24 protein-coding genes are annotated in these 23,681 nt (G+C 31.4%); 17 read left to right on the top strand and 7 right to left on the bottom strand.

What is annotated here, in order from left to right:
• The first annotated feature begins 2 nt into the window (after window positions 1–2).
• Complete coding sequence (gene abc-f / locus TMEL_RS04330; RefSeq protein WP_012057053.1) at window positions 3–1,736, top strand: ribosomal protection-like ABC-F family protein; 1,734 nt, start codon at window positions 3–5, stop codon at window positions 1,734–1,736.
• Here abc-f and TMEL_RS04325 read toward each other — a convergent pair.
• Window positions 1,733–3,070, bottom strand: coding sequence for an MATE family efflux transporter (locus tag TMEL_RS04325; protein ID WP_012057052.1), 1,338 nt, complete (start codon window positions 3,068–3,070; stop codon window positions 1,733–1,735). The genes abc-f and TMEL_RS04325 overlap by 4 nt on opposite strands.
• A 108-nt stretch (window positions 3,071–3,178) precedes the next feature.
• Between TMEL_RS04325 and TMEL_RS04320 the strand changes: the two genes are divergently transcribed.
• The 7 genes from TMEL_RS04320 to TMEL_RS04290 all read left to right on the top strand — a co-directional run bounded on the left by TMEL_RS04320 (window position 3,179) and on the right by TMEL_RS04290 (window position 10,153).
• Complete coding sequence (locus TMEL_RS04320) at window positions 3,179–3,442, top strand: ArsR/SmtB family transcription factor (RefSeq protein ID WP_012057051.1); 264 nt, start codon at window positions 3,179–3,181, stop codon at window positions 3,440–3,442.
• Window positions 3,443–3,518: 76 nt separating this feature from the next.
• Window positions 3,519–4,604 carry a permease gene (locus TMEL_RS04315; protein WP_012057050.1) on the top strand — a complete coding sequence of 362 codons (1,086 nt, stop codon included), beginning with the start codon at window positions 3,519–3,521 and terminating at the stop codon, window positions 4,602–4,604.
• Window positions 4,605–4,615: 11 nt separating this feature from the next.
• Window positions 4,616–4,852: a thioredoxin family protein gene (locus tag TMEL_RS04310; protein WP_012057049.1), complete on the top strand. Its 237-nt coding sequence runs from the start codon at window positions 4,616–4,618 to the stop codon at window positions 4,850–4,852.
• 44 nt (window positions 4,853–4,896) lie between these two features.
• Entirely contained in the window at window positions 4,897–5,568 is a 672-nt protein-coding gene (sfsA, locus tag TMEL_RS04305; RefSeq protein ID WP_012057048.1) for a DNA/RNA nuclease SfsA, read from the top strand.
• Between the two features lie 57 nt (window positions 5,569–5,625).
• Window positions 5,626–6,966: a dihydrolipoyl dehydrogenase gene (gene lpdA, locus TMEL_RS04300; protein WP_012057047.1), complete on the top strand. Its 1,341-nt coding sequence runs from the start codon at window positions 5,626–5,628 to the stop codon at window positions 6,964–6,966.
• A gap of 198 nt (window positions 6,967–7,164) precedes the next feature.
• Window positions 7,165–9,039, top strand: coding sequence for a tRNA uridine-5-carboxymethylaminomethyl(34) synthesis enzyme MnmG (gene mnmG / locus TMEL_RS04295; protein WP_012057046.1), 1,875 nt, complete (start codon window positions 7,165–7,167; stop codon window positions 9,037–9,039).
• Between the two features lie 19 nt (window positions 9,040–9,058).
• On the top strand, window positions 9,059–10,153 hold the full coding sequence (locus tag TMEL_RS04290) for a DUF445 family protein (protein WP_012057045.1): 1,095 nt from the start codon (window positions 9,059–9,061) through the stop codon (window positions 10,151–10,153).
• Here TMEL_RS04290 and TMEL_RS10170 read toward each other — a convergent pair whose 3' ends face one another.
• From TMEL_RS10170 to TMEL_RS04265, 6 genes are read right to left on the bottom strand one after another with little or no spacing between them, the layout of a single operon-like run.
• Window positions 10,154–10,453, bottom strand: coding sequence for a GGDEF domain-containing protein (locus TMEL_RS10170; RefSeq protein ID WP_012057044.1), 300 nt, complete (start codon window positions 10,451–10,453; stop codon window positions 10,154–10,156). It abuts the gene before it with no gap.
• A complete protein-coding gene (locus TMEL_RS10680; RefSeq protein WP_257617326.1) occupies window positions 10,428–10,517 on the bottom strand; it encodes a diguanylate cyclase domain-containing protein in 90 nt (29 codons plus the stop codon). The genes TMEL_RS10170 and TMEL_RS10680 overlap by 26 nt, the downstream gene beginning before the upstream one ends.
• Window positions 10,514–11,716, bottom strand: a complete 1,203-nt coding sequence (locus tag TMEL_RS09930) for a HAMP domain-containing protein (RefSeq protein WP_012057043.1) — start codon at window positions 11,714–11,716, stop codon at window positions 10,514–10,516. The genes TMEL_RS10680 and TMEL_RS09930 overlap by 4 nt, the downstream gene beginning before the upstream one ends.
• Before the next feature lie 33 nt (window positions 11,717–11,749).
• Window positions 11,750–12,559, bottom strand: coding sequence for a carbohydrate ABC transporter permease (locus TMEL_RS04275; protein ID WP_012057042.1), 810 nt, complete (start codon window positions 12,557–12,559; stop codon window positions 11,750–11,752).
• The gene (locus TMEL_RS04270; protein ID WP_012057041.1) at window positions 12,556–13,476 is read right to left on the bottom strand and encodes a carbohydrate ABC transporter permease; all 921 of its coding nucleotides are present in this window, start codon (window positions 13,474–13,476) and stop codon (window positions 12,556–12,558) included. The genes TMEL_RS04275 and TMEL_RS04270 overlap by 4 nt, the downstream gene beginning before the upstream one ends.
• Window positions 13,477–13,512: 36 nt before the next feature.
• Entirely contained in the window at window positions 13,513–14,760 is a 1,248-nt protein-coding gene (locus TMEL_RS04265; protein WP_012057040.1) for an ABC transporter substrate-binding protein, read from the bottom strand.
• A gap of 189 nt (window positions 14,761–14,949) precedes the next feature.
• Here TMEL_RS04265 and TMEL_RS04260 point away from each other — a divergent pair, with 189 nt between their 5' ends.
• From TMEL_RS04260 to pheT, 9 genes are read left to right on the top strand one after another with little or no spacing between them, the layout of a single operon-like run.
• Complete coding sequence (locus tag TMEL_RS04260; protein ID WP_012057039.1) at window positions 14,950–15,255, top strand: ferritin family protein; 306 nt, start codon at window positions 14,950–14,952, stop codon at window positions 15,253–15,255.
• A 2-nt stretch (window positions 15,256–15,257) separates the two neighbouring features.
• Entirely contained in the window at window positions 15,258–16,331 is a 1,074-nt protein-coding gene (locus TMEL_RS04255; RefSeq protein ID WP_012057038.1) for an MFS transporter, read from the top strand.
• Window positions 16,332–16,333: 2 nt separating this feature from the next.
• Window positions 16,334–17,398 carry a non-hydrolyzing UDP-N-acetylglucosamine 2-epimerase gene (wecB, locus tag TMEL_RS04250; protein ID WP_012057037.1) on the top strand — a complete coding sequence of 355 codons (1,065 nt, stop codon included), beginning with the start codon at window positions 16,334–16,336 and terminating at the stop codon, window positions 17,396–17,398.
• A 27-nt stretch (window positions 17,399–17,425) separates the two neighbouring features.
• Window positions 17,426–18,226, top strand: coding sequence for a hypothetical protein (locus tag TMEL_RS04245; RefSeq protein ID WP_012057036.1), 801 nt, complete (start codon window positions 17,426–17,428; stop codon window positions 18,224–18,226).
• Complete coding sequence (plsY, locus tag TMEL_RS04240) at window positions 18,226–18,828, top strand: glycerol-3-phosphate 1-O-acyltransferase PlsY (protein ID WP_012057035.1); 603 nt, start codon at window positions 18,226–18,228, stop codon at window positions 18,826–18,828. Before TMEL_RS04245 ends, plsY begins: the two co-directional genes overlap by 1 nt.
• Window positions 18,825–20,312 (top strand): hypothetical protein, encoded by a 1,488-nt coding sequence (locus tag TMEL_RS04235; protein WP_012057034.1) that lies wholly within the window; start codon window positions 18,825–18,827, stop codon window positions 20,310–20,312. Before plsY ends, TMEL_RS04235 begins: the two co-directional genes overlap by 4 nt.
• Complete coding sequence (locus tag TMEL_RS04230; protein ID WP_012057033.1) at window positions 20,287–20,706, top strand: tetratricopeptide repeat protein; 420 nt, start codon at window positions 20,287–20,289, stop codon at window positions 20,704–20,706. The genes TMEL_RS04235 and TMEL_RS04230 overlap by 26 nt, the downstream gene beginning before the upstream one ends.
• Before the next feature lies 1 nt (window position 20,707).
• Window positions 20,708–21,325 carry a hypothetical protein gene (locus TMEL_RS04225; RefSeq protein ID WP_012057032.1) on the top strand — a complete coding sequence of 206 codons (618 nt, stop codon included), beginning with the start codon at window positions 20,708–20,710 and terminating at the stop codon, window positions 21,323–21,325.
• Window positions 21,326–21,343: 18 nt separating this feature from the next.
• Window positions 21,344–23,680 carry a phenylalanine--tRNA ligase subunit beta gene (gene pheT, locus TMEL_RS04220; RefSeq protein WP_012057031.1) on the top strand — a complete coding sequence of 779 codons (2,337 nt, stop codon included), beginning with the start codon at window positions 21,344–21,346 and terminating at the stop codon, window positions 23,678–23,680.
• Window position 23,681: the final 1 nt, after the last annotated feature.

Genomic DNA, 23,681 nt, shown 5'->3' with positions numbered 1-23,681 from the left:
ATTTGATAGTACTAAACAACGTATCCTTACATTTTCCAGGAAAAGAACTCTTAAATAATGTATCATTAAATATTTCTGATGGTGAAAAAGTAGCATTAATAGGAAAAAATGGAAGTGGTAAAACAACGCTTTTAAAGGCAATAGTTGGTGAATTCAAAGAATATACAGGACAAATAAATACCACCGGTAAGGTGGTTTACCTCGACCAGTATAGAACATTTAGCAGTAATACCCCTTACGAATATTATATGGAGGTAGCTGATACTCCGGAAAAAGAAAGACTTGTAAGAAGTATTCTTAAAGGTTTTGGTTTTGAAGAAGAAGACTGGAAAAGAAACTTAAGCACGTTTAGTGGGGGAGAAAAAACAAGATTACAAATAGGTAGACTTTTTCTAGAAGAAGCAGATTTCATACTTTTAGACGAACCTACTAATTATTTAGATATAGCGGGAATTCACTTTTTAAAAAATCTACTAAAAAGCTTTAAAGGTGGATATATAATAATTTCACACGATAGAAGTTTTTTAAGGGACACGTGTGAAAGATTTTTAGAAATCAACAACGGAAAGATATGGGATTTTAGAATGGGATTTGATGCATATCTTAAAGAAAGAGAGTCGTTAATACTCCATCAAAAACGTTCGATGAAAAATAAGCAAAGGGAAATAGAGAGGTTGAAGAAAATTATTGAAAGATACAGAAAATGGGGAAGAGAAAAGTTTATAAAACAAGCAAAAAGTAAAGAAAAAATTCTACAGAAGATTTTAGAAGAGCTACAATCTGAAGTTATTTTTGAAGAAGAAACGAAAAAAAATGTCTCCATCCCTATCCCAGAAAATACAGGTTATATAGTATTGAACGTAAAAGGGTTAAAATTTCTAAATATCATAGATGATGTAACCTTCACAGTATACAGTGGTGATAAAATAGCTATCCTAGGACCCAATGGCTCTGGAAAGAGTACTATCTTAAAGTTTATTTCTGGAAAACTTAAAGGAGAAGGGTTAGTAGAATTTGGATATAACGTAAAAGTGGAATTTTTAGATCAGTTTGTGGAAGAGTTAGATGAAGAAAATAGTGTCTTTGAAGAAATAGCAAATGAAATGGAAATGCAACCAGACTATGTAATCAGAGCATATGCAGGAAGATTTGGTTTCAAAGGCGAAGACGTTTTCAAAACTATCTCCGAATTAAGCGGTGGAGAAAGGCAAATTCTCGCCCTTGCAAAAGTACTGCTTAAAAAACCAAATCTATTGATATTAGACGAACCTACCAATCACATGGATCTTGAAACTGTAGAAGCACTTGAAGACGCTCTAAAAGAATACAAAGGAAGCCTTATACTTGTTTCCCACGACGAAGAACTTGTAAAGAATGTTTGTAACAGATATTTTATTTTAAAAGACAAAAAATTACTTGAGGTATCCGATATATCACAATACGAACCAAAGGAAGAAAAAAAAGAAGAAAAAATAATAAATACAGATTACGAAGAAAAAAAGAGAAGAAAAAATAGGATAAAAAAATTAAAGATGGAAATAGAAAAATTAAACGAAGAAGAAAAAAGGTTGTTGAAAAAAATAGATGAAATTGATTTAAAACTATTAAATGTTGGTTCTGATTATATAAAAGCAATGGAACTTTCTGAAGAAAAAGAAAAATTAGAGGAAAAAATACTTAACTTGCTACAAAAAATCGATGAGATGGAAAAAGAGATAAAATATCTTGAAATCTAGATATTTTCAACCACATTTCTTACCCATTTTCTACTTTTATACCTTGATAAAAGTATGAAAAACTTTGTAATTTCATCTACCATTGTTAATAGTAAAACCAATGGAAAACTTAGTTTTAATATTAATCCACCTATCGCTGCAAGCGGAACACCCAAAACCCAAAGGGTTGTTGCCTCTACCGCAAAGGAAAATCTTGTATCTCCGCCTGCACGTAAAAAACCAACGATATTTAAACCATTAAATATTTTAATAGGAACAAATCCCATGGATATAGCCATAGCAACTATCACCAAACTTTTTACATCTTGAGATATATTGAACAGATCAACTGAAAAAACTGTTAATATATAAGTTGCAGCGGCAGATATTGTGGCTACAATTTCCGTGAGTTTGATTATTTTTCTTGAAATCTTATACGCTTCTCCAAATCTTTTTGCCCCTAAATAATTACCAATTATTACCGATGCTGCATTTGCAAGTGAAAAAGAAAATGCCCATGCAAACCCTTCGATGGTACCTATTATATTCCTTGCCGCTATAACTTTTGTACTCATATGTGCATAAATCACAGAATACATGGTAAAACCAAGTGACCATGCAAATTCATTGGCAAGTGTAGGAAGTGTATAGTGAAAAAAGCGGTTTATAAAATTTTTGTTTAGCGCTCCTATGTGATGTAAGGAAAACATACCTGGAAGTTTCTGTAACTTCACTGTTACAATCAAAACAAATAAACCTATAATCCTTGAAAAAACCGTCGCAATTGCAGCACCTATAACTCCTAATTTTGGAAAACCAAAATTTCCAAAAATAAGTACATAGTTTAGAAAAACGTTTGTTGTTAATTCTATTATCGTAGTATACATTGGAATGTGGGCTTTGTGTATACTTCTAAGCATAAATGAAAATACCATTGATATTGCAAATATAGGAAAAGATATTGACAAAATCTTTATATATTTTACTCCAAGTTCAATAACAATAGGATCTGGAGAAAAAAATCTCATTACATAACCTGGGAAAAACAAGCTTAAAACAAAAAACGGAATAGAAACAAAAAGAGATGATAAAGTTGTAAGAGCTGTAGATTTTGATAATCCTTCAAAGTCACCTTTCCCCCAAAATTGGGAAAAAAAGATTGCTCCACCAGAAACAAGACCAAATAATACTATATTGTAAAAAAAGAAAAACTGATTTGCAAGACCAATAGCTGCAATTGCATCTTCTCCTAATCTACCTATCATCAACGTGTCCAAAAAACTCACACTACTAAATAAAAACTGCTGTAGCGCTACGGGAATTGCTATTTTAAAAAGATCTCTGTATATCCCCACAAATCCACCCCCTTTGTTAGGATTACTAACATTTTAGCAGAAATTTTTAACAACAAATTGACAAAAATAATAAGAATTAGTTATAATAAGTGAGAAAGGAGGAAAAAGATGGAAGAAAAAATAATATCCACAGCAAACATATTAAAAGCAATGGGACATCCCACAAGATTAAAAATTTTGTATCTGCTTAATAAAAAACCACATTGTGTATGTGAACTTCTAGATATACTCAAAGTAAGTCAACCCAATCTTTCACAACACTTAGCATTACTTAGAAATATGGGAATAATAAAGGATGAAAGAAAAGCAAATATGGTTTTCTATAGTCTAGAAAATGAATTTGTAAAAAAAGTACTATCTTTATTAGATTAATTTTTTGTTGATAATATAAGAATTTTCGCATATAATCATATACGAAGAAGTCGAAAACAACGGAGGAGGTGGCAAAGTGAAAGAATTTGTATTAGTACTGGTTATATTTTTAATCTTCTACTTTGTGCCATTTAACACAAACATTGTACAAAATAGTATTTTAAATGGTTTTTTAATGCTTCAAGAATACGCAAGAGAGCATGTACTTCTTTGTTTAGTACCTGCATTCTTTATTGCGGGTACAATATCTGTAATGTTAAACAAAAGTGCTGTTTTGAAACTACTTGGTCCAAAGGCAAAAAAGATTATTTCATATCCAGTAGCAGCCATAAGCGGTGGTATATTAGCCGTGTGTTCATGTACCATACTTCCTCTATTTGGCGGAATATACAAAAAAGGTGCGGGAATAGGACCTGCAACAACATTCTTATTTAGCGGCCCTGCCATTAATATTGCTGCTATCTTTTTAACCGCAAGGGTACTAGGATGGAACCTTGGGCTTGCAAGGCTTTTTGCTACAATTACAGCGGCAATTTTAATAGGATTAATTATGGAATCTTTGTTCCAAGAAAAAGGAGAAGGAGGCTTTCACATACAGGAAGAATCAAAAAATGGTACCAAAGTATTAATCTTTTTCTCATTACAACTTTCATTTTTAATAATTAGTGGTTTAAAAATAAATTATTTGGTCAAATACTCATTAATGTCTCTTACATCCCTATCAGTTGTCATTATGGCGGTATTCTTTTTTAAAAAAGAAGAAACAAAGAGTTGGTTGGAAGAAACATGGGATTTTGCAAAAAAAATATTACCATACTTATTTATAGGTGTATTTTTTTCTGGAATCCTTACAAAACTTTTACCTCAAGAGATTGTAACAAAATTTTTAGGAAACAACGGTATTTTATCTAACCTCTTTGCGTCAATTATTGGTATGTTTATGTATTTTGCAACACTCACAGAAGTTCCCATAGTTCAAGCTTTAAGAGAACTAGGAATGGCAAAAGGTCCAACACTAGCCCTATTGATGGCTGGGAATTCTTTAAGTCTTCCAAGTATGATAGTAATAACTAAGCTTTTCGGTAGGAAAAAAGCATTTTCTTATTTTTCATTAGTAGTTTTATTTTCCACAATCTTCGGCATCATATATGGCCATATTTAAGGAGGGAGAATATGAAAAAGATTGAAATTTTAGGGAGTGGATGTCCAAAATGCAAACAGACAGAAAAGATTATGAAAATTGCTGTAAAAGATTTGGAAATTGACGCAAAAATAGAAAAAGTAACGGATATTGATGAAATAATCTCACGAGGAGTAGTTGCAACACCTGCAGTAGCAATTGATGGAAAAGTGGTAATTTCCGGAAAAATACCTACACTAGAAGAAGCTAAAGAATTATTAAATAATTAAGATAACCCCATCCAAGTTGGATGGGGTAATGCTATAATGTAATTATGATGAATATAATAAAAATTGATAATACTCAAAGTGGTATTTTTCTTGAAAGAATAAACAAATACCTTGCAAAAATATATTTAAACGAGAATGTAGTAGATGTACATGTTCATGATCCAGGTAGACTTAAAGAATTATTATTCAAAAACAACAAAGTTTTAGTTAAAAAAGTAAATTCAACCAATAGAAAAACAAAATACGATTTGATTGCAGCAAAAAAGGAAAAAGAATACGTTTTGGTACATTCAATGTATCATAGGTATATAGCCGAAAAAATATTAAGAAAAAAATACACACATTTAAAAGCGGAAGTAAAATACAAAAATAGTAGAATAGATTTTCTAGCAGAAGATAAATTTTGGATTGAAATAAAAGGATGTACCCTATCCGATGGAAATATGGCAAGATTTCCAGACGCTCCTACCAAACGCGGGACAAAACATTTAGAAGACTTGATGGAATTAAAAAAGCAAGGATTTGACACTTTTATTTATTTTTTAATTTTTGCAAATGCAAATTATTTTTCTCCTAATTACGAAACAGACCTATCTTTTTCAAAAAAACTTGAAGAAGCATATAGCTTAGGTGTTAAAATAGTTCCTCTGTTATTCTCATTAGAAAACAATTGGATAGTTTTTAAAAGGGAAATCCAACTAATATTTGATGGTTGACTCTTTTTACTTTGAATATATAATTAAAGTGAGATTTCTCGACAAGGAGGGAAGAATATGTATGATGTGGTGGTTATCGGAGGAGGTCCTGGGGGCTATATAGCGTCGATAAGGCTTTCGCAACTTGGAAAAAAAGTTGCAATTATTGAAAAGGAAGAATTAGGTGGAACTTGTACAAATAAGGGATGTATACCAACAAAAGCACTTCTTACAAGCGCACATCTGTACAGGGATATAAAAGAAAAAGCATCAAAATTTGGTATAAAAGTAGATAGTGTAGATTTTGAGCTTTCTGGTATTATGAAACACATGCAAAAAGCTGTAACAATGTCAAGAAAAGGTATTGAATTTCTAATGAAAAAAAATAAAATAGATGTGTTTAAGGATAAAGGTATAATCAAAGATAATGAGACTGTCTTGTTGGAAAATGAAGGGAAAGAAATAAAGGGAAGATATCTCATCCTTGCACAAGGTTCTATCCCTTCTGTTTTTCCACCTTTTGACAAACTTGAAGGAATATGGACCAGTGATGATGTGTTTAAAATCAAAGAATTTCCAAAAAGTTTACTTATTATAGGTGGAGGAGTTATCGGCGTTGAGTTTGCAACGTTCTTTTCCTCTTTTGGTGTTGATGTCACTATTGTGGAACTTGCTGACCATATTTTACCAAATGAAGATAAAGACGTAGCTGAAGAAATAAAAAAAGAATTAAAAAAGAAAAAAGTTAATGTACTAGAAGGAAAAAAAGTTGAAGAAATAAAAAAAGAATTAAATTACATTGCAATTGTGGATGGTGAAACAATAGAAGCTGAGAAAGTCCTACTTGCAGTAGGAAGAAGGCCAAATATAACAGATGATATAAAGGAACTTGGAGTAAAAATTGATAGAGGGGTTATAACTGACAAAAAAATGAAAACAAACATTGATAATATATACGCAATCGGTGATATAAGAGGGCAAATAATGCTTGCACACGTTGCAATGTATGAAGGTATAATTGCCGCACATAATATTGCTGGAAAAGAAATAGAAATGGATTATTCCGCAGTTCCGGCTATAATCTTTTCAACCCCAGAAATTGCATCCGTTGGTTTGAGAGAAAAAGACATAGAAGCAGATAAAATAAATGTTTGGAAGTTCCCCGTTTCAGCAAATGGAAGGGCAAGAACAATGGAAGAAAGAGCAGGTTTTGCAAAAGTAATAGAAGACAAAAAAACAGGAAAAGTTTTAGGTGTTACCGTTGTATCTCCAAGTGCAACTGATATGATTATGGAAGGAGTATTAGCAGTGAAATATGGTATGACTTCTCACCAAGTTAGCGAAGCAATACATCCTCATCCCACTTTAACAGAAACACTACTTGGGGCATTTGAAGGAAAATGGGCAATTCATATATAAAATATATAGACCTACAAACATGGCTTTGGTTTTTACCAAAGCCATGTTTTTTAATTATTACTTTCAAACTTAAATCCTTATTAAATATTAAACTCAACCAAAAGTTATATTAAGTGTTTTAAATTTTTAACATTTTCATTCCTGTCCTATCAAATAAATTGTGATAAAATAAGTTATAAACAAAAAAGGAGGTTTGAAATGTTTTTTGAAAGGCCAAAAGATGACATAGAATTTGATGTTATAGTTGTTGGAACAGGTCATGCTGGGATTGAAGCAGCACTTGCTCCTGCAAGACTTGGATTAAGAACGCTTATTCTAACAACCAACTTGGATAACGTTGGCTGGGCTCCTTGTAATCCAGCAATAGGTGGACCTGCAAAAGGAATAGTTGTAAGAGAAATAGATGTATTAGGTGGAGAAATGGCAAAAACCACAGATGAAACCATGATAAATGTAAGGATGTTAAATACGGGAAAAGGACCTGCTGTTAGAGCCCTAAGGGCTCAAATAGATAAATATGCATATTCACAAATGATGAAAAACAAACTTCAAAGCCAAGAAAATCTTGTTTTGAGGTTTGGTTTAGTTGAGAAGATATTGGTTAAAGATGGAAAAGTTTATGGAGTTGTTGATTCTTTTGGTATAGATTATCGTGCAAAAGCCGTGATTTTAACAACAGGCACTTTTTTAAGAGGAAAAATATTTATAGGAAGAGATACCATGGAAGCAGGAAGAATGGGTGATCTTCCCGCAAAAGGTTTAAGCAAAAGCTTAATGGACATTGGATTCAAACTCTCACGTTTTAAAACAGGAACCCCCTCAAGAGTTTTAAAAAGTAGCATAAACTTCTCCAAAATGATTAGACAAGACACAGACGATGAGCCTAGGGCTTTTTCTCATTTTAGTGAACCAAAAGTTTTACCTAAAGATCATCCATGTTGGTTAACACATACTAACGAAAAAACTCACAAAATAATAAGAGATTATTTGGTATACTCTCCTCTTTACGGTAAAGTGAAATTAATACAGAGTGTAGGCCCAAGGTATTGTCCTTCTATTGAGGATAAAGTAGTAAAATTTAACAGAGATTCTCATCAGGTTTTTGTGGAACCAGAAGGAAAAAATTCACAAGAATATTATCTAAATGGCCTTTCAACAAGTCTACCTTATGCTGCACAGATAAAAATGCTTAGAACTATTCCAGGCCTTGAAAATGTTGTAATAGTAAGACCTGCATATGCCATAGAATATGACTATATAGATCCTCTTCAACTATATCAAACACTTGAATCGAAGTTAATCGAAGGACTTTATTTTGCAGGTCAAATAAATGGTACAAGCGGATACGAAGAAGCAGCGGGACAAGGACTTGTTGCTGGAATAAACGCAGCTATGAAAATACTTGGCGAAAAACCACTTATCTTAAAACGTTCTGAAAGTTATATTGGAATACTAATCGATGATTTAACTACAAAGGGCGTTGATGAACCATATAGACTTCTTACTTCTAGGGCAGAATACAGACTTTTATTGAGACACGACAACGCACATATAAGACTTGCAAAATACGGATATAGAGTTGGATTAATTCCAAAATGGTTTTACGAAAAAGTTTTGAATTTAGAAAAAAATATTAAACTACAAATTGAAAGACTCAAAAATGTTAAAGTACCAGTTTCCGATAGAGTGAATGACATTTTGGTAAAACTAGGTTCAACTCCTCTAAAGGAAGGTACAAAACTATACAATCTCTTAAAAAGACCAGAAATTAGTTATAACGATATAGAAGAACTTGATAGTGAACGCATAACGGACAAAGAACTTTTGGAACAAATTGAGATATACATAAAATACGAGGGGTATATAGAAAAAATGCTTGAAGAAGTAAAAATCTTCGAAGAATACGAATCAGTAGATATATCAAAAATAAACCTTGATAAGGTACCAAATCTTTCAACAGAGGCAAGGGAAAAGTTGAAAAAAGTAATGCCACGCTCTATAGGCCAAGCTATGAGGATACCAGGAGTCACTCCTGCCGATATTGCAAATATAATTAGTTATATTGAAAAATAATTTCGAGCGAGGTGTTATTTTGAATATTCTAATAAAATTGTCCAAAGATATTATTTTTTGGATTTTAGTTTTTCTTTTACTGATATCACATATCTTCACATTAAACATAATTAAAGTTACTTCCATCGGTGCCTTAGTGGGATACATAACAAATGTTTTGGCAATTTGGATGCTATTCAATCCAAAAAAGAAATTTTTTGGGTTTCAAGGTGTAATCCCTAAAAAGAGAGATGAAATAGCATTAAACACTTCAAAAATAATAGAAAATGAGTTTATAAACGCAAAAAGCATAAGACAGTTTATTGAAAACAACAAAGAAATTTTTGCTGAAATGTTATTTGATTTTGTAGAAAAACAAGGTAACAAAGTAATTCCACCCATTTCAAAAATCTTCCAAAATAAAACAGCGGAAGTTGCAGAGAAAATGGCGGAAAAATTAAAATTAGATAATAAAGACAGTTTATGGGAAAATTTAAAGAATAAAAGCATATCCGCTTTTTGTTCACCTGAAATGTTGATAAATTTTATCCTAAAGATTCTTGAAAATGAAGAATTTGTAAATTTTACAAAACATCAGGTGGCAAAACAAGTAAAAATTCCATTGCTACCAGTTGATAGTATCATAGCAAACATCGTAGATAAATTTTTAAATAACATAACTTACACCTTAAAGTTAAAAGGTGACGAATATCATAAATTAATCGAGTACTTGAAAGAAAAATGTGATACTTTAAAAGTAAAAGATATAATTGAAAAAGATGATTTTTTTCATCTAGTTGATTTTCTAAACACTAAAAGTAAAGATTTTTTTAAAAGTATAATTTTAAATCTATTCAACCAGGAAATAAATGTTAAATATATACTTAACATTTTAAATGTTAAAGAAATAATAACTCATCTGATAGATAGGTATGAAAAGAATATAATTGACATTGCGGAAAAGTTGCTTCAAAAAATCTCCTTTAAAGATATTGTAAGGGAAAAAATAGAAAGCTATTCTATAGAAGAAATGGAAAAAGTAACCTTAGAACTTGCAAAAAGGGAATTAAGATATGTGGAAATTTTTGGTATTCCTCTTGGAATCTTAATTTCAATTTTTCAAATAATATTTTAATTACTTGATTACCCTGTTTCTTCCCATATTTTTTGCCTCATATAATTTTTTATCTATCTTAGTTAACAAATCTCTAACCTCAACACCTTCCTTTATACTTCCAACTCCAATACTAATTGTTACTTTTATACCATCCCCAAAGACTTCTTTTTCAACAAAATTCCTTATTTTTTCAGCCACTTTATACGCTTCTTCTATATCGGTTTGTGGAAGAAGAATTAAAAATTCTTCACCACCCCATCTCGATATTATATCTGTTTTTCTAAGCACTTTTTTAAAAATATATTTTTTGAAGGACATTATCACTTATTAAATGTCCATATGTATCATTTATTCGTTTAAACCTATCAATATCTACAATCAAAATGGAAAACAAATTTCCATAACGTTTCCAATCATAATACGCTTTTTTAATTCCTCGTCCATTTTATGTCTGTTATACAGACTAGTTAGTTTATCTCTTATAGACATTTCTTTCAGTCTCTTGTTTAGTTTTAAAAGTTCTAAATTTTTCTTATACAACTCCGTATGTGTTATTTTTTCAATCTCTTCTGAAATAACACCTATTTCATTTTCCGGATATTTCACTTTTTCACATAACTCTCCATTCGTTATTTTAATAACATTTTCCTTTAGATTAAGCAAAGGCGTTATTATTTTCTTACCAGCAAAAGAACTTACCCAAGCCCCCAAAATCACCGAAACAATTATCACTAAGATAAAAGAAAAAGAAATGTTTTTAAATATATTAAACAGTATTTCTTTCTTATCCACAATAGTAACAACTGTCCAACCAACTGTTGGAAGATTTCTATAATATGCAACTTTTGCTTGATTTTGAAAATTATAACTAAATTTTCCGGAAGGTGGTAGAAATTTTACATCCTTTTTTATCAATTGGCTAAGTTTTTTAAAAAGAAACTCTTTATTTGGATGAAATATTATTATTCCATCTTTTACAATGTAACTATAAAGACTTTTAAACTTCTCATCAGTTTTGTTTATTAGCATATTTATCTTATCTAGACTTGTATCAATTGATATTACACCCGAAATTTTATCATTAAAATAAATAGCCTTACTCATTGAAATTAACCATTCACCTGTTTTAATTTCTTTATATGGTATACCTTTTGATACACTAGGAGCGTTTACTTTGGCTTCTACATACCAAGGACGAACACGAGGATCAAAACCTATGGGAGGCTCATAACCATTTATAAGCAAACCACCATCTTCATAACCAGCGTAAATGTAATTTATATCTTTATCAAAATCTTCTATTTTTTTAAACTTTTCCAACACCTTTTGTTTAGCTTCTTCTGTATTTGGATTTTTTACTTCATCAATCTCAGATAGGGTGTTAAGAACAACTAAAAATTTTTGAAAATAACCTTCTATATAGTTAGATATAGCAAGATTTTTTTGGATTATAAACTTTTCAGTGTTATGAAGCTCCAAATTAAATAGTACGAAAGAGATAATTAACCCAAAAAACGTTATTACTCCAATAGTTAAAAATAACGAAATTAGAAAAAAATCACTTTTAATACTTTTTAACATTTTCCCACCTAAAAAGAGCCTTTTTTCAGTATATCATCCTTTTACCGAACCTGCAAGCAATCCTCTTATAAAATATTTTCCAAGTAAAATGTAAACAACTAAGGTGGGTAATGCAGTAATTATTGCACCGGCCATTTGCACATTCCATTCAACTACCTGACTACCCGCAAGATTTACGAGGGCTACCGTAATAGGCTGTTTGGCAGGATTACTAGTAACAGTTACTGCAAATAAAAACTCATTCCAAATATTTGTAAATTGCCATATTATAACAACCACAAACGCGGGAATAGATATGGGAAACAAAACTTTGGAATATGTTTTAAAAAATCCTGCTCCATCCATATACGCCGCTTCCACTAATTCATCTGGTACCTCACTATAATAATTTCTGAAAACTAACGTAGTTATGGGTATTCCATATACTATATGGACCACGATAAGCCCTGTAATAGTACCATAAAGATTTATTTTTTGCAAAAAACGGATTAACGGAAATAATATACTTTGGTATGGAATAAACATACCAAAAAGTATAATGGCAAAAATAATATTTGCACTTTTAAATCTTATTTTAGAAAATACATAACCATTAATAGAACCAATCAATGCCGACACTATAGTTGCTGGAATAGTAAGATAAAAACTATTTTTTAAGTTTGGAGAAAGTTTATTAAACGCTTTTATAAACCCGTTTAAAGACCAGTTCCTTGGTAATTTCCACATATCTGAAATCCCAATTTCACCGAGAGGTTTAAAAGTAGTTGCAAGTAACACATAGAGAGGGATAATAATATAAATTGCTATTATTATCAAGAAAAAGTAGGAAAAGAACTTTTTCATCTCCTTTCACCTCTCAAGCTAGTTATAAGATATGGTATGATAACTACCGTAACAAACAAAAGCATTACAATAGCTATTGCTGAACCCATTGCGTATCTATTACTTCTAAATGTCAATTCAAACATATAAATTGCCGGCACATCTGTAACAAAATTAGGTCCACTTCCCGTCATGGAAAATACCAAATCGAATATTTTTAGTGAAATATGCCCCAGTATTATCAATGCACTCAATGTAATAGGTGTTAAAAGTGGCATCTTTATTTTCCAAAATATTTTCCATTCAGATGCTCCATCTACCTTTGCCGCTTCTATAATATCATTTGGAATTCCCCTTAAACCTGCTAAATACATTGCCATAGTATATCCAGAAAGCTGCCAAATTGCAGCAATGATTACCGGGATCAACGCAACATTAAACTTGCCAATAGAATACGTGCTTGTATACCATCCCCACATTAACTTTTCCAAGCCCAATTTTTGAAATAACAAATTTATTCCCTGAGGATTTGACGGGATATTCCCTGGTGCAAAAATCCAACTCCAAACTGTTCCCGTAACCACAAAAGAGATGGCCATGGGAAATAAAAATAGATTTTGAAATATTCTTGAACCCTTTAGTCCTTTATCTACTAATATTGCCATTACAACACCAAGGGTAATTGTTCCCAGCAAAAAGAAAACGGTGAAAAACAAAGTGTTCCATAGATCAATTTGGAACCTACTATCTTGGAATAAACGTATATAATTTCTAAGTCCAACAAATTTATACGTTCCTCTAAGTAAAGCAGAAAAACTATTCCAATTTGAAAAAGAAGTTCTAACAGTCCAGCTTATAAACCCATAAACAAAAACTGCTATTGCAATAATAGAGGGTAAAATAATTGATATACCAATTATTAAATTCTTTTTCCTCACATTTTTCCCTCCAAAAAATGGGGCTTGTATGCCCCGTTAATCTGTTACATAACCATTATCTTCTGCTATCCACAAAATTTCCTTAAATGTTTTATCAACGTTTTTCTCAGTGACAAATATATTAATTGCATCCATTAAAGCCGTTGCAAACGATTCAGGTGCAGCTGAACCGTGGATAATAGAAGGTGAAATGACTTTTGTAGAAAAATCATTCATTGACCATTTTAAGTATGAATCATACTTTGATTTATCAGCATCTATCCTTGCAGGTATAGATCCTTTTATAGGATTAAATGTATCTTGTGCCTCAACTGTTGCCAAAAATTTGAGCCACTTTATTGCATTTTCTCTATGAGGTGCGTTCTTGGGTAATCCAAATGTATCAGAAACAAGCATAAATGCATTTTGGGTACCAGGCAAAGCAAACCAACCAAATTCGACACCTGGTTTCCAACCTAATGTTTTTAGATAACCTTCTGCCCAATCTCCCATCATGTTACAAAATGCCTTTCCTTCAAATACCATTCTCGTTGCATCTTGCCAAGTTAAGGCAGAATGATCTGAATTTACATAGTTTAGTACATCTTTCAATATAATTAACGCTTGTTTAATTGCTGGATCATTAAATGAAGCTTCCCCTTTCCAGAGCTTGTTATACTTTTCAGGACCTAATTGTGAAAGCATTATACTTTCAAACAAATGCAACGAAGTCCACTTATTTTTATCTCCAAGAGATATCCCCGCATATCCCATTTTCTGAGCTTTATCCAAATATGTCAAAAATTCTGTCCAAGTAGTTGGTTCTTTTGTCATCCCAATTTTCTTGGCTATTTCCTTGTTATAAAACACAACATTTGCCCTGTGAACATTGACAGGTATTGAATAAACTTCTCCTTCATAGCTTACTATATCTATCAAATCTTTTGGAAACTTATCATACGCATCAATCTCTTTTAAAATCCAAGTAATGGGTTCCATAAGTCCTGGTATTACGTATGTATCCGTCAATTCCATTCCTGCATGAACTTGGAAGGAATCGGGAGGATTTCCACCAAGCATTCTCGTCTTCAATACAGCTTTTGCATTTGTACCTGCTCCTCCTGCAACTGCAGCGTTTATTATTTTTACATCAGGATAATGTTCGTTGAATAGTTTAAATAAAGCAAGCAAACCTTCTTCTTCCCCTCCACCAGTCCACCAACTAAATATTTCCAATGCATTTTCTTGTGCAAACACACTTAATGTAAGTAAAATAGCTAAAAAGAAAATAATAAACTTTTTCACCTTACTCACCTCCTTAATTTGGTTCTTCAACAATTATATATTAAATTATTTCAAAACATTTAATCTATATTTTAAAGATATTAAAAGAAAAAAACAGTATTTTTTTCATATTTTAAAAAAATCCAAAAAATTCGAAGATTATGTACTTACAAAGTTATGGTAAAATAATTTAAAAAAGGAGGTGAAGTTATGCCAGAATTTTCAAATCCATTTAGTGGCTTAAAACATAAAAGAAAATTATCCGACGAAGAATTAGTTAGAGCAATTAGATACATGATTGCTGCAGAGTATGAAGCTATACAACTTTACATGCAACTTGCGGAATCTACGGATAATAAGCTAGCAAAAGAAGTACTTATCGATATTGCAAACGAGGAAAGAGTTCATGCAGGTGAGTTTTTGAGATTACTGAAAGAACTAGATCCCGAAGAGGAAAAATTTTATGAAGAAGGAGCAAAAGAAGTCGAAGAAGAAATTAAAAAATTGGGAGGTTAAACGTGTATTACGTTGTTTTAAATATCTTTTTTGGTTCACTAATTGTTAATTCCATTGCTCCTCTAATGCCAATTTTTCAAGAGGAGTTTAGTCTTTCTGTGTCTTTATCTTCTTTCATTCCAATTTTAAACACTTTAGGAAATATTTTCTTTTCATTTGCCGCTTCTTTAATTATTAACAAATCGGGATTAAGGTTGTTAAACCTATTATCTTATACTTTCATTTTATTAGCCTTATTTTTCTTAACTTTTTTTAAAAGTTTAGAAATAGTTCTACTTTCATTTTTTCTAATTGGTGCGGGAGTTACTATTATATTTACAACATCAACAACTATTCTAGCTCATTTTAAAAATCCAAAATTTGGCATTTTACATGCATTTTTTGGGCTTGGTGGCATCCTTTCTCCTTTTTTTGTCTCTATTTTTTTAAAAAATAACATTTCATATAGATTGCTTTATTTTATCTACTTATTACTGATTTTAATACTACTTGTTTGGAGCTTTTTTAAAGACTTTCCAAAAATATCAAAAAATATTAAAATATCTACAACAATACTAAAACCCATTTTTATTATTTCAATAATTTCGTTTTTACTCTACTCAGGAAGTGAAATAAGTACAGTAACATGGGCTTCGAACTTGTTTCTAAATTTTGGATACTCAAAAGAAAGTGCTTCACTATTTTTGGGAATTTTTTGGTTTTTATTTACACTTTCAAGATTCATGATGGAGATATTCCTAAAATTTTTCACTGAAAACACACTTATTACATTCTTTTCCATTTCCTCGGCTATATTATTAATATTAACCGTTTTTTTGAAAACACCTGTTCTTTTCTTTGTTTTTGGATTTTTCATGGGATCCATCTTCCCGCTTATGCAAAGAAAAGCTAATATACGTTTAAGTAAAGATGAAGTGGGATTTCTGAATGGAGTTACATATTCAGCAACGGGAATAGGTGCTTTGCTCTTTATTGCTTTAATGGGATACGTTTCAAAATACAGTATACCTTTTATGTTTTTATTACCAGCAATAGGTTTAATTCTAGTATTCGCACTACAAAAAAAGGAGGTTTAAAGGTGAATTTAGCAATAGTTTTCGGTACAAGGCCTGAAGTTATTAAAGTTGCAACAGTCTATTTGAAAGCCAAAGAAAAAGGTATAAATGTAAAGATGATAGCAACTGCACAACACAGAGAAATGATGGATATGATGCTAAATGTCTTTGACATTACACCAGATTACGACATGAATATTATGAAAACAAATCAATCTTTAAACCACGTCTGTGCTTCTGTATTTACCAAACTAGATGACATAATTGTAAAAGAACAAAGTGATTGGATATTAGTTCAAGGAGATACATCCACCGCAATGGCAGGTGCTATTTGTGCCTTTAACAGAGAAGTTAAGGTTGGACACATTGAAGCGGGACTAAGGAGTAACAATCTAAAAGATCCATTCCCAGAGGAAATGAATAGACGTGTAATAGATCAAGTATCTGATTTAATGTTTGCACCAACAAAACGAGCAGCTGAAAACCTTGAAAAAGAAGGACATAGCAAAGAAAGAATAAAGGTAACGGGAAATACGGTGGTAGACGCTTTAATGTACATCAAAGAAAAATTTGATTTGGAAAATATCAGAAAAAAGATTGTAAGAGAAAAAGACTATATACTGGTTACTTTACATAGAAGAGAAAATTGGGGAGAAAAAATGATTAATATCTTAAAGGGTATTAAAAGATTTTCCAAAGAAACTGGGAAAAAAATAGTATTCCCTGTCCATATGAATCCAAAAGTAAGAAAGGTAGTCTTTGAAGAGTTAGAAAACTTCAAAAATGCAATCTTGATAGAGCCATTAAATTACGTAGAATTTCTCAGTATACTTTCCGATGCATCAATCGTTGCATCTGATAGTGGAGGAATTCAAGAAGAAGCACCAAGTTTTGGTAAATTTGTTGTAGTTTGTAGAAATACTACAGAAAGACCTGAACTAATAAAAGAAGGGTTTGGAATACTTGCGGGAACTTCTGAAGAAGGAGTATACAAAGCTTTGATAGAAGGAAGTAGTAAAAAACTTGAAAATAAAAATCCATTTGGAGACGGCTTGGCATCGGAAAGAATAGTTTCCCTAATTGAATGATGATATAATTTCGATTGGAGGGGAAGTATGGAAAAAACAATACTCATTTCCGCGTTGTTAGCAGTTCTTGTAATAGGAAGTTTTTTGTTTTTGTTTTCTGGTAAAAAGATCTTGGAATTTGATGACATTGTACTAAGAGAGTTACCATCAAACGCTATAATCGTTGAAAAAGATATAAGCGTTTCCAAAAGAATAAAACAGTTGTATAATGAAGGACAACTGTTTGTGTTTGAAGGAATTTATGTTACAAATCAAAAACACGAAAATGAAGCATTTCAACAAGCTGCAAATAAAGCAAGACAAGAACTCTCAACTTTTTTGGGAGCAAAAATCTCCTCTGATGCCAACCTAAAAGAAAAAATGTCGGGAATAAGAGAAGCTTTTGGATATTCCCAAGATGTAAATATAGTGGTAAATAACTTCGTTTCAAGCTCTAAAATAATAGCTAAATGGAAAGTCCCACAAGGGAAGGGTGTTTTCGAATACCACGTACTTGTATATTATGACCCAGATTTATTTAATACATTTGTAAAAGAGCAGAAAAAAAAGCAAGAATTGTACCATATCGTAATTGATTTGGAAACAAGAAGCGTTATAAAAAACGTAAAAATTGATAATTTTGAAAGTATTCGACAGGAATTTGAAAGAGCAAAAAAGATCGGTGATGTTATTACTTTAGAAGTAGTTAATGGAAAAATAAATGCAAAAGAAAAAGCACCTATTTTATATTTATTAAGAAATGCAAGACTAAAAGATGGAAGATACAGGGGTTTATACTATAAAACATCAAATAAACTAATCTTGTTCGTATTTAGGGAGGCAAAATAGTGGAGTATATCTACTCTATTTTTATAGGATATTTTTTTGGAGCAATACCATTTAGTTTTTTTATCGCAAAATTAAAAGGAATAGACATTAGAAAAACTGGCAGTGGAAATGTAGGAGGAACAAACGTATTGAGAAATGCTGGGGCATTTTATGGGGCTCTTGCATTCTTTTTTGACATTTTTAAAGCATATATCGCGGTTTTTTTGGTCAAAGGCTTTGGAATAAAATTTATGTTAATAGCGGGAACTATGGCTGTCCTTGGACATTGCTATTCTATATTTCTGAAATTTAAAGGTGGTAAAGGTGTTGCAAGTACTTTTGGTGTTTTTTTAGCAGTATATCCCTGGAGTGGCTTGGTGTTTTTTGGAGTCTGGCTATTTATCGTTGCAGTCACAAAATATGTTTCACTTGCTTCCATGATTGGTTTAATATTTGCTTCAATATTTGTATTCTTTGCGGGAAAGGATTTTTGGGTAATTTTTTTGGCTCTTTCCCTATTTTCCATATTAAGGCATAAGGATAATATACAAAGATTAATAAACGGCAACGAAAGAAAGACAGATGTTATAGGATATTTTTTTGGGAAGGGGAAGAAAAATTGAAAAAGTTTATAGTATTTTTTCTAATATTGACCATTTCATCTTTTGCAATTCTAACCGAAGAACAAAGTAGGGCATTTTTGAGTGAAGCAATAAAGTTGTGGAGTATTGGAGATTTTCAAGCCGCAAGTAAAAAGATGGAAGATGCCATTACAGGTAGTATTTCTGCAAGGGAAATACCCTGGTTTTGGTACTTCAAAGCCAAGGTTGATATTTATAACGATAACGTTAATGAAGCAAAAGAAAATTTGGAGACCCTTCTAACCTTTACAAATTTTGACGTAATTAGAGAACTGTACGACAAAATTCAAACTTTCAATCAACCTGAAGATATTGAAGTAAAAAAATATAATTTCAAGTTTGTTGAAAGTTATACGGGAAAAAATGGGTTAACTGAGTATTTCTATTCCCCAGTTGGAATTGCAATCCTTGGAGATAAAATTTTTGTAATCGATAAAGAAAATAAAAGATTGATAGAATATACAAAAGGAAAAATGACCTACATTGAAAAATTAGCGTATACCCCAAAAAGTATTGCAGTGGATTCTTTTGGTAATGTATATATATCCTCCGAAAATTCCATCTACAAAAATAATGAAATGATTTATTCAGATCTTAGATCTCCTATAATAGCAGGAATTGACAGATCGGGAAGACTTATCGTGGTTGATGCGACTAAAATCTATATTTTTGGTAGTGAAAAGATCGAAAAAATGCTCCCCATTCCCACTGTAACAATCGATTGTGACATAAATTATGAAAATCTTTACATATTAGATGCCTATTCCAACAAAATCATAGTATATGATTTGTTCACATTAAACAAAAAAGATGAAATTCCTTTGAAAACAAAAATTTGGAGTTTCGAAGTAACACCTGCAGGTGAATTAATATATTTTGATGGTAAAAATATCTTCGTTGGAAATGTCACCTTTGAAATTAATTCTTTTCCTATGTTTATTGAATACTTTTATCCTCATTTGTTTGTAATTGATTGGAAAGAAAACAAGATAAACAGGTATATCCTCAAAGATGATCTTCCTATTTTTGTAAAAATAGAAAAATTTGAAACCTCAGATGCCACTTTGACACTAAATGTCTCTGTAGAAGACTTCTTTGGAAATGATATATACCTCGCATCTGATTTTCTAAATCTCTATGAAGAAGATGTAAGAGAATATATAGATATAAAGGGATATGTACAAACAAAAGATGCTACTAATGTATCGTCAAACAACATTTTAACGGATAGATTTTTAGGAAAAATTGTATATGGAAGTAAAAGCTGGAAATACACTGGCGGTTCAATGAATGCATTTAAAGAAAAGGGAAAATACATATGGAAGATAACATATAACTATGCAAAAATCTTTCCCATACCACTTGTAAGAGTTGCTGTAAAATTTGAAATACTTAACGAAAAATACAGTGATATCATCCTTTACACGGAGGAGATCGTTGGTGGAAAGACTTCTAAAGGCGATTGAACTTACAAAAAACGGAAAATTTGATGAGGCGGAAAAAATATACAAAGAGTTGGTAAAACAAGACATCCCAGAGGCATACAATAACCTTGGAAATATATACAGAAAAAAAGGTTTAATCGCAAGAGCAATAGAATGTTACAAAAAAGCCATTGAGATAAAACCAGATTTTGCAGAATGTTATTTCAATCTAGGATGTGCGTATATGGAAATTGAAAATTATTCGCTAGCCATTTTTAGCTTGGAAAAAGCAGAAAAATTAGGACTAAAAAATTTCGATTTAGACGTACAACTTTCACTATGCTACTTGGCAGTTGGAAACAAAAGAAAAGCCAAAGAAAAGATGAAAGATGAAAAAGTAAAAACGGAGGTGTTAAAATATATAGAGGAGGGATAGTGTGGAAAATTTAGAATTTTATCTTAAGCCTTTACTTAATTATTGGTATTATTCCTTAATTGCAGGATTGTTTTTGCTATTTGCGGCAAAATTTGTAGAAAAAATAGCAATAGCAATTCTTGGATTTTTAGCTGGTATAAATATGATTTTCCCCGTCCTAGTGGAAAAATTCCAGCAATTTAATGATTTTATTTCCAATTACTATCAAGTTGCAATGATAATAGTTGGGATAGTTTCCGCTGCAGTTTTATATGCCTTTTACAAATCTATTACTTTTATCTTTGGTTTTGGAATAATAGGAATATTAGGATATTATATTTCAGATGTTATAATTAAATCTCTAAGCATTTCTTTTAATTTTGATTCTTTATATATAAATTTAGGTGTAGGAATTGTTCTCGGTATAATTGGCGGGATTTTAACTTATAAAAAAAGTTCAGAGGTAATAGGTGTACTTTCCATATTAATTGGAGCTGGTACTTTAGCAGCTGTTACTATGAAATTTATTTCAGGAGAAAAATTTTTATCAACAATTTTGTATTCATCTATATTTATAGTTATTTTTCTCACTTTAGTAGTCATAGGTTTTGTCATTAATTTCAAAAAAGAGAAAGAATAAACATGGAGGTGGAGTGTTTTGAAGTTATCCTTTGAATGGTTAAAAGATTTCGTAAATATAGATAAAACAGCAGAGGAAGTAGCCGAAAAACTAAGTTTAACTGGTACAAATGTTGAGGAAATAATAAATCCATTTGACGTTGATGGGAAAATCGTAGTTGGAAAGGTTTTAGAAATAGAAAAGCATCCAAATGCGGATAGATTAATTGTATGTAAAGTTGATATTGGAAATGAAGTAAGAACAATTGTTACAGGTGATCTTTCTGTTTCAAAAGATGATTTGGTTCCACTTGCCCTTGAAAACACAAGACTTGGCAAATTAATAATTAAACCAAGAAAAATGAGAGGTATTCTTTCAGAAGGAATGTTGTGTTCACTTCAAGAACTTGGTCTTGAAGAAAAATCAAGTGGCGTGTACAAATTTAAAGATGACGTTCCCGTGGGAACAGATGTAATTGAATACTTTAAACTCAGAGACAAAGTACTTGATATAGAAATAACACCTAACAGATCAGATTGTTTAAGTGTTTTGGGAATTGCAAGAGAAGTTTCTGCTATTTACGATGTAGATTTGAACCTCAAAGAAAAAGAAATAAATTCAAAAGATGAGCATAACATTGAAATCCGTATAGAAAGTGATGGATGTTACAGATATACCTCCCGGATTATAAAAGGGGTAAAGATAAAAGAAAGTCCCATGTGGCTACAAAAAAGACTTATAGCATCTGGTATTAGACCCATAAACAACATAGTTGATATTACCAATTACGTTATGCTAGAAATGGGTCATCCAGTTCATGCGTTTGACCTTAGAAACACCCCAAAAATAGTGGTAAAAGACGCAAAGGGTGGCGAAGAAATTTTACTCTTAGATGGTAAGACTTATAAACTAATGGGAAATGAAGTACTAATAACTGACGGTGAAAAAATCCTCGCTCTTGGAGGTATTATGGGGGGAGAAGAATCTGGAGTTAAAGAAGACACTACTGAAATCTTACTAGAAGTTGCAATGTTTGATCCCGTTAGAATAAGAAAAGCTTCAAAATACCACGGCATCATTACCGATTCTTCGTATAGATTTGAAAGAGGCATGGACCCAAATGATTCTTTGCGTGTGATAAACAGGTTAACAGAACTTGTTTTAGAACTTGCAGGTGGAATACCATCTGAAATTAAAGATGTTGTTAATAAAAAAATCGAAAGTACAATAATTGACTTTGACTTCTCAATGACGAAAAAAATCATTGGTATTGAAATACCAAAAGAAAGACAAATCAAAATATTAAATCGTCTTGGATTTGAGGTAAATGAGAATAAAGTAAAGGTTCCAACCTTTAGATATTTTGACATTACAAGATCCATCGATTTGGTAGAGGAAATTTCAAGAATATATGGTATGGAAAATATAAACGGTGAACCATTTAAAATAACAACTAACAGTAACTCGAGAAGTAAAGAACAAAAACTCAGATATATGTTGAAAGATGCTTTGAAAAATGAAGGTTTTTTGGAAGCAATGAATTTGTCCTTTGTATCCAGAAAGTGGAGTATAAACGGGCAAAAAGTAAAAATATCAAATCCCATTAACGAAGAGTTAAGTGTCATGAGACCTTCTTTACTCAATGGTCTTCTTGAATCCCTTGCCTACAACTACAAAAGACAAATTAGAGATATAAAGTTATTTGAAGTTGGAAAAGTATTTATGGAAAAAGATGGAAAGCCTTTTGATGTGGAGAAAGTAGCAGCGGTTGCAACGGGAAAACTTAACAAGAATGACTATACAGATCCTAGAAAAATTGATTTCTACACATTTAAAGGGATGGTGGAAAATGTACTTAATGAATTCAACATCTCTGCAAGTTTTATTCCACATAACTTAGAAGGTTTTGTACCCACCAGACTTGCGAAAATAATTGTAAACAATGAGGAAGTGGGAATCATAGGTATGTTCGATCCTGATTTTATGGACAAATACTTCGACGTAAAGGATGAAGTTTATGCATTTGAGTTATCAACTGACTTTGTTTACGAAAATTTCGTTGAAATACCAGAGTATAAAGAAAGTGCACAATTCCCATCTGTAAGAAGAGATGTTTCCATTTTAGTTCCAGACAATTTCTTGCTAGGAGATGTAATCAATAGCTTGTTTAAATACCAATACGTTGAAGAAGTGGGAATTTCAGATATCTATAAAGGAAAGGGTATAGAAAAAGGATACAAGAGTATAACAATTTACTGTGTTTTTAGGGCAAAAGATAGAACGTTAAAAGAAGAAGAAGTAAATAAAATCTGGGAAAAGATTAAGAAAGATTTGGTATATAAATATCCATTAAAGTTGAGATTTGAGGAGGTTTAAC

This window comes from Thermosipho melanesiensis BI429 (genome assembly GCF_000016905.1).
GTDB classification, from domain to species: Bacteria; Thermotogota; Thermotogae; order Thermotogales; family Fervidobacteriaceae; genus Thermosipho; species Thermosipho melanesiensis.
This window is presented reverse-complemented; position numbering and strand designations above follow the sequence as displayed.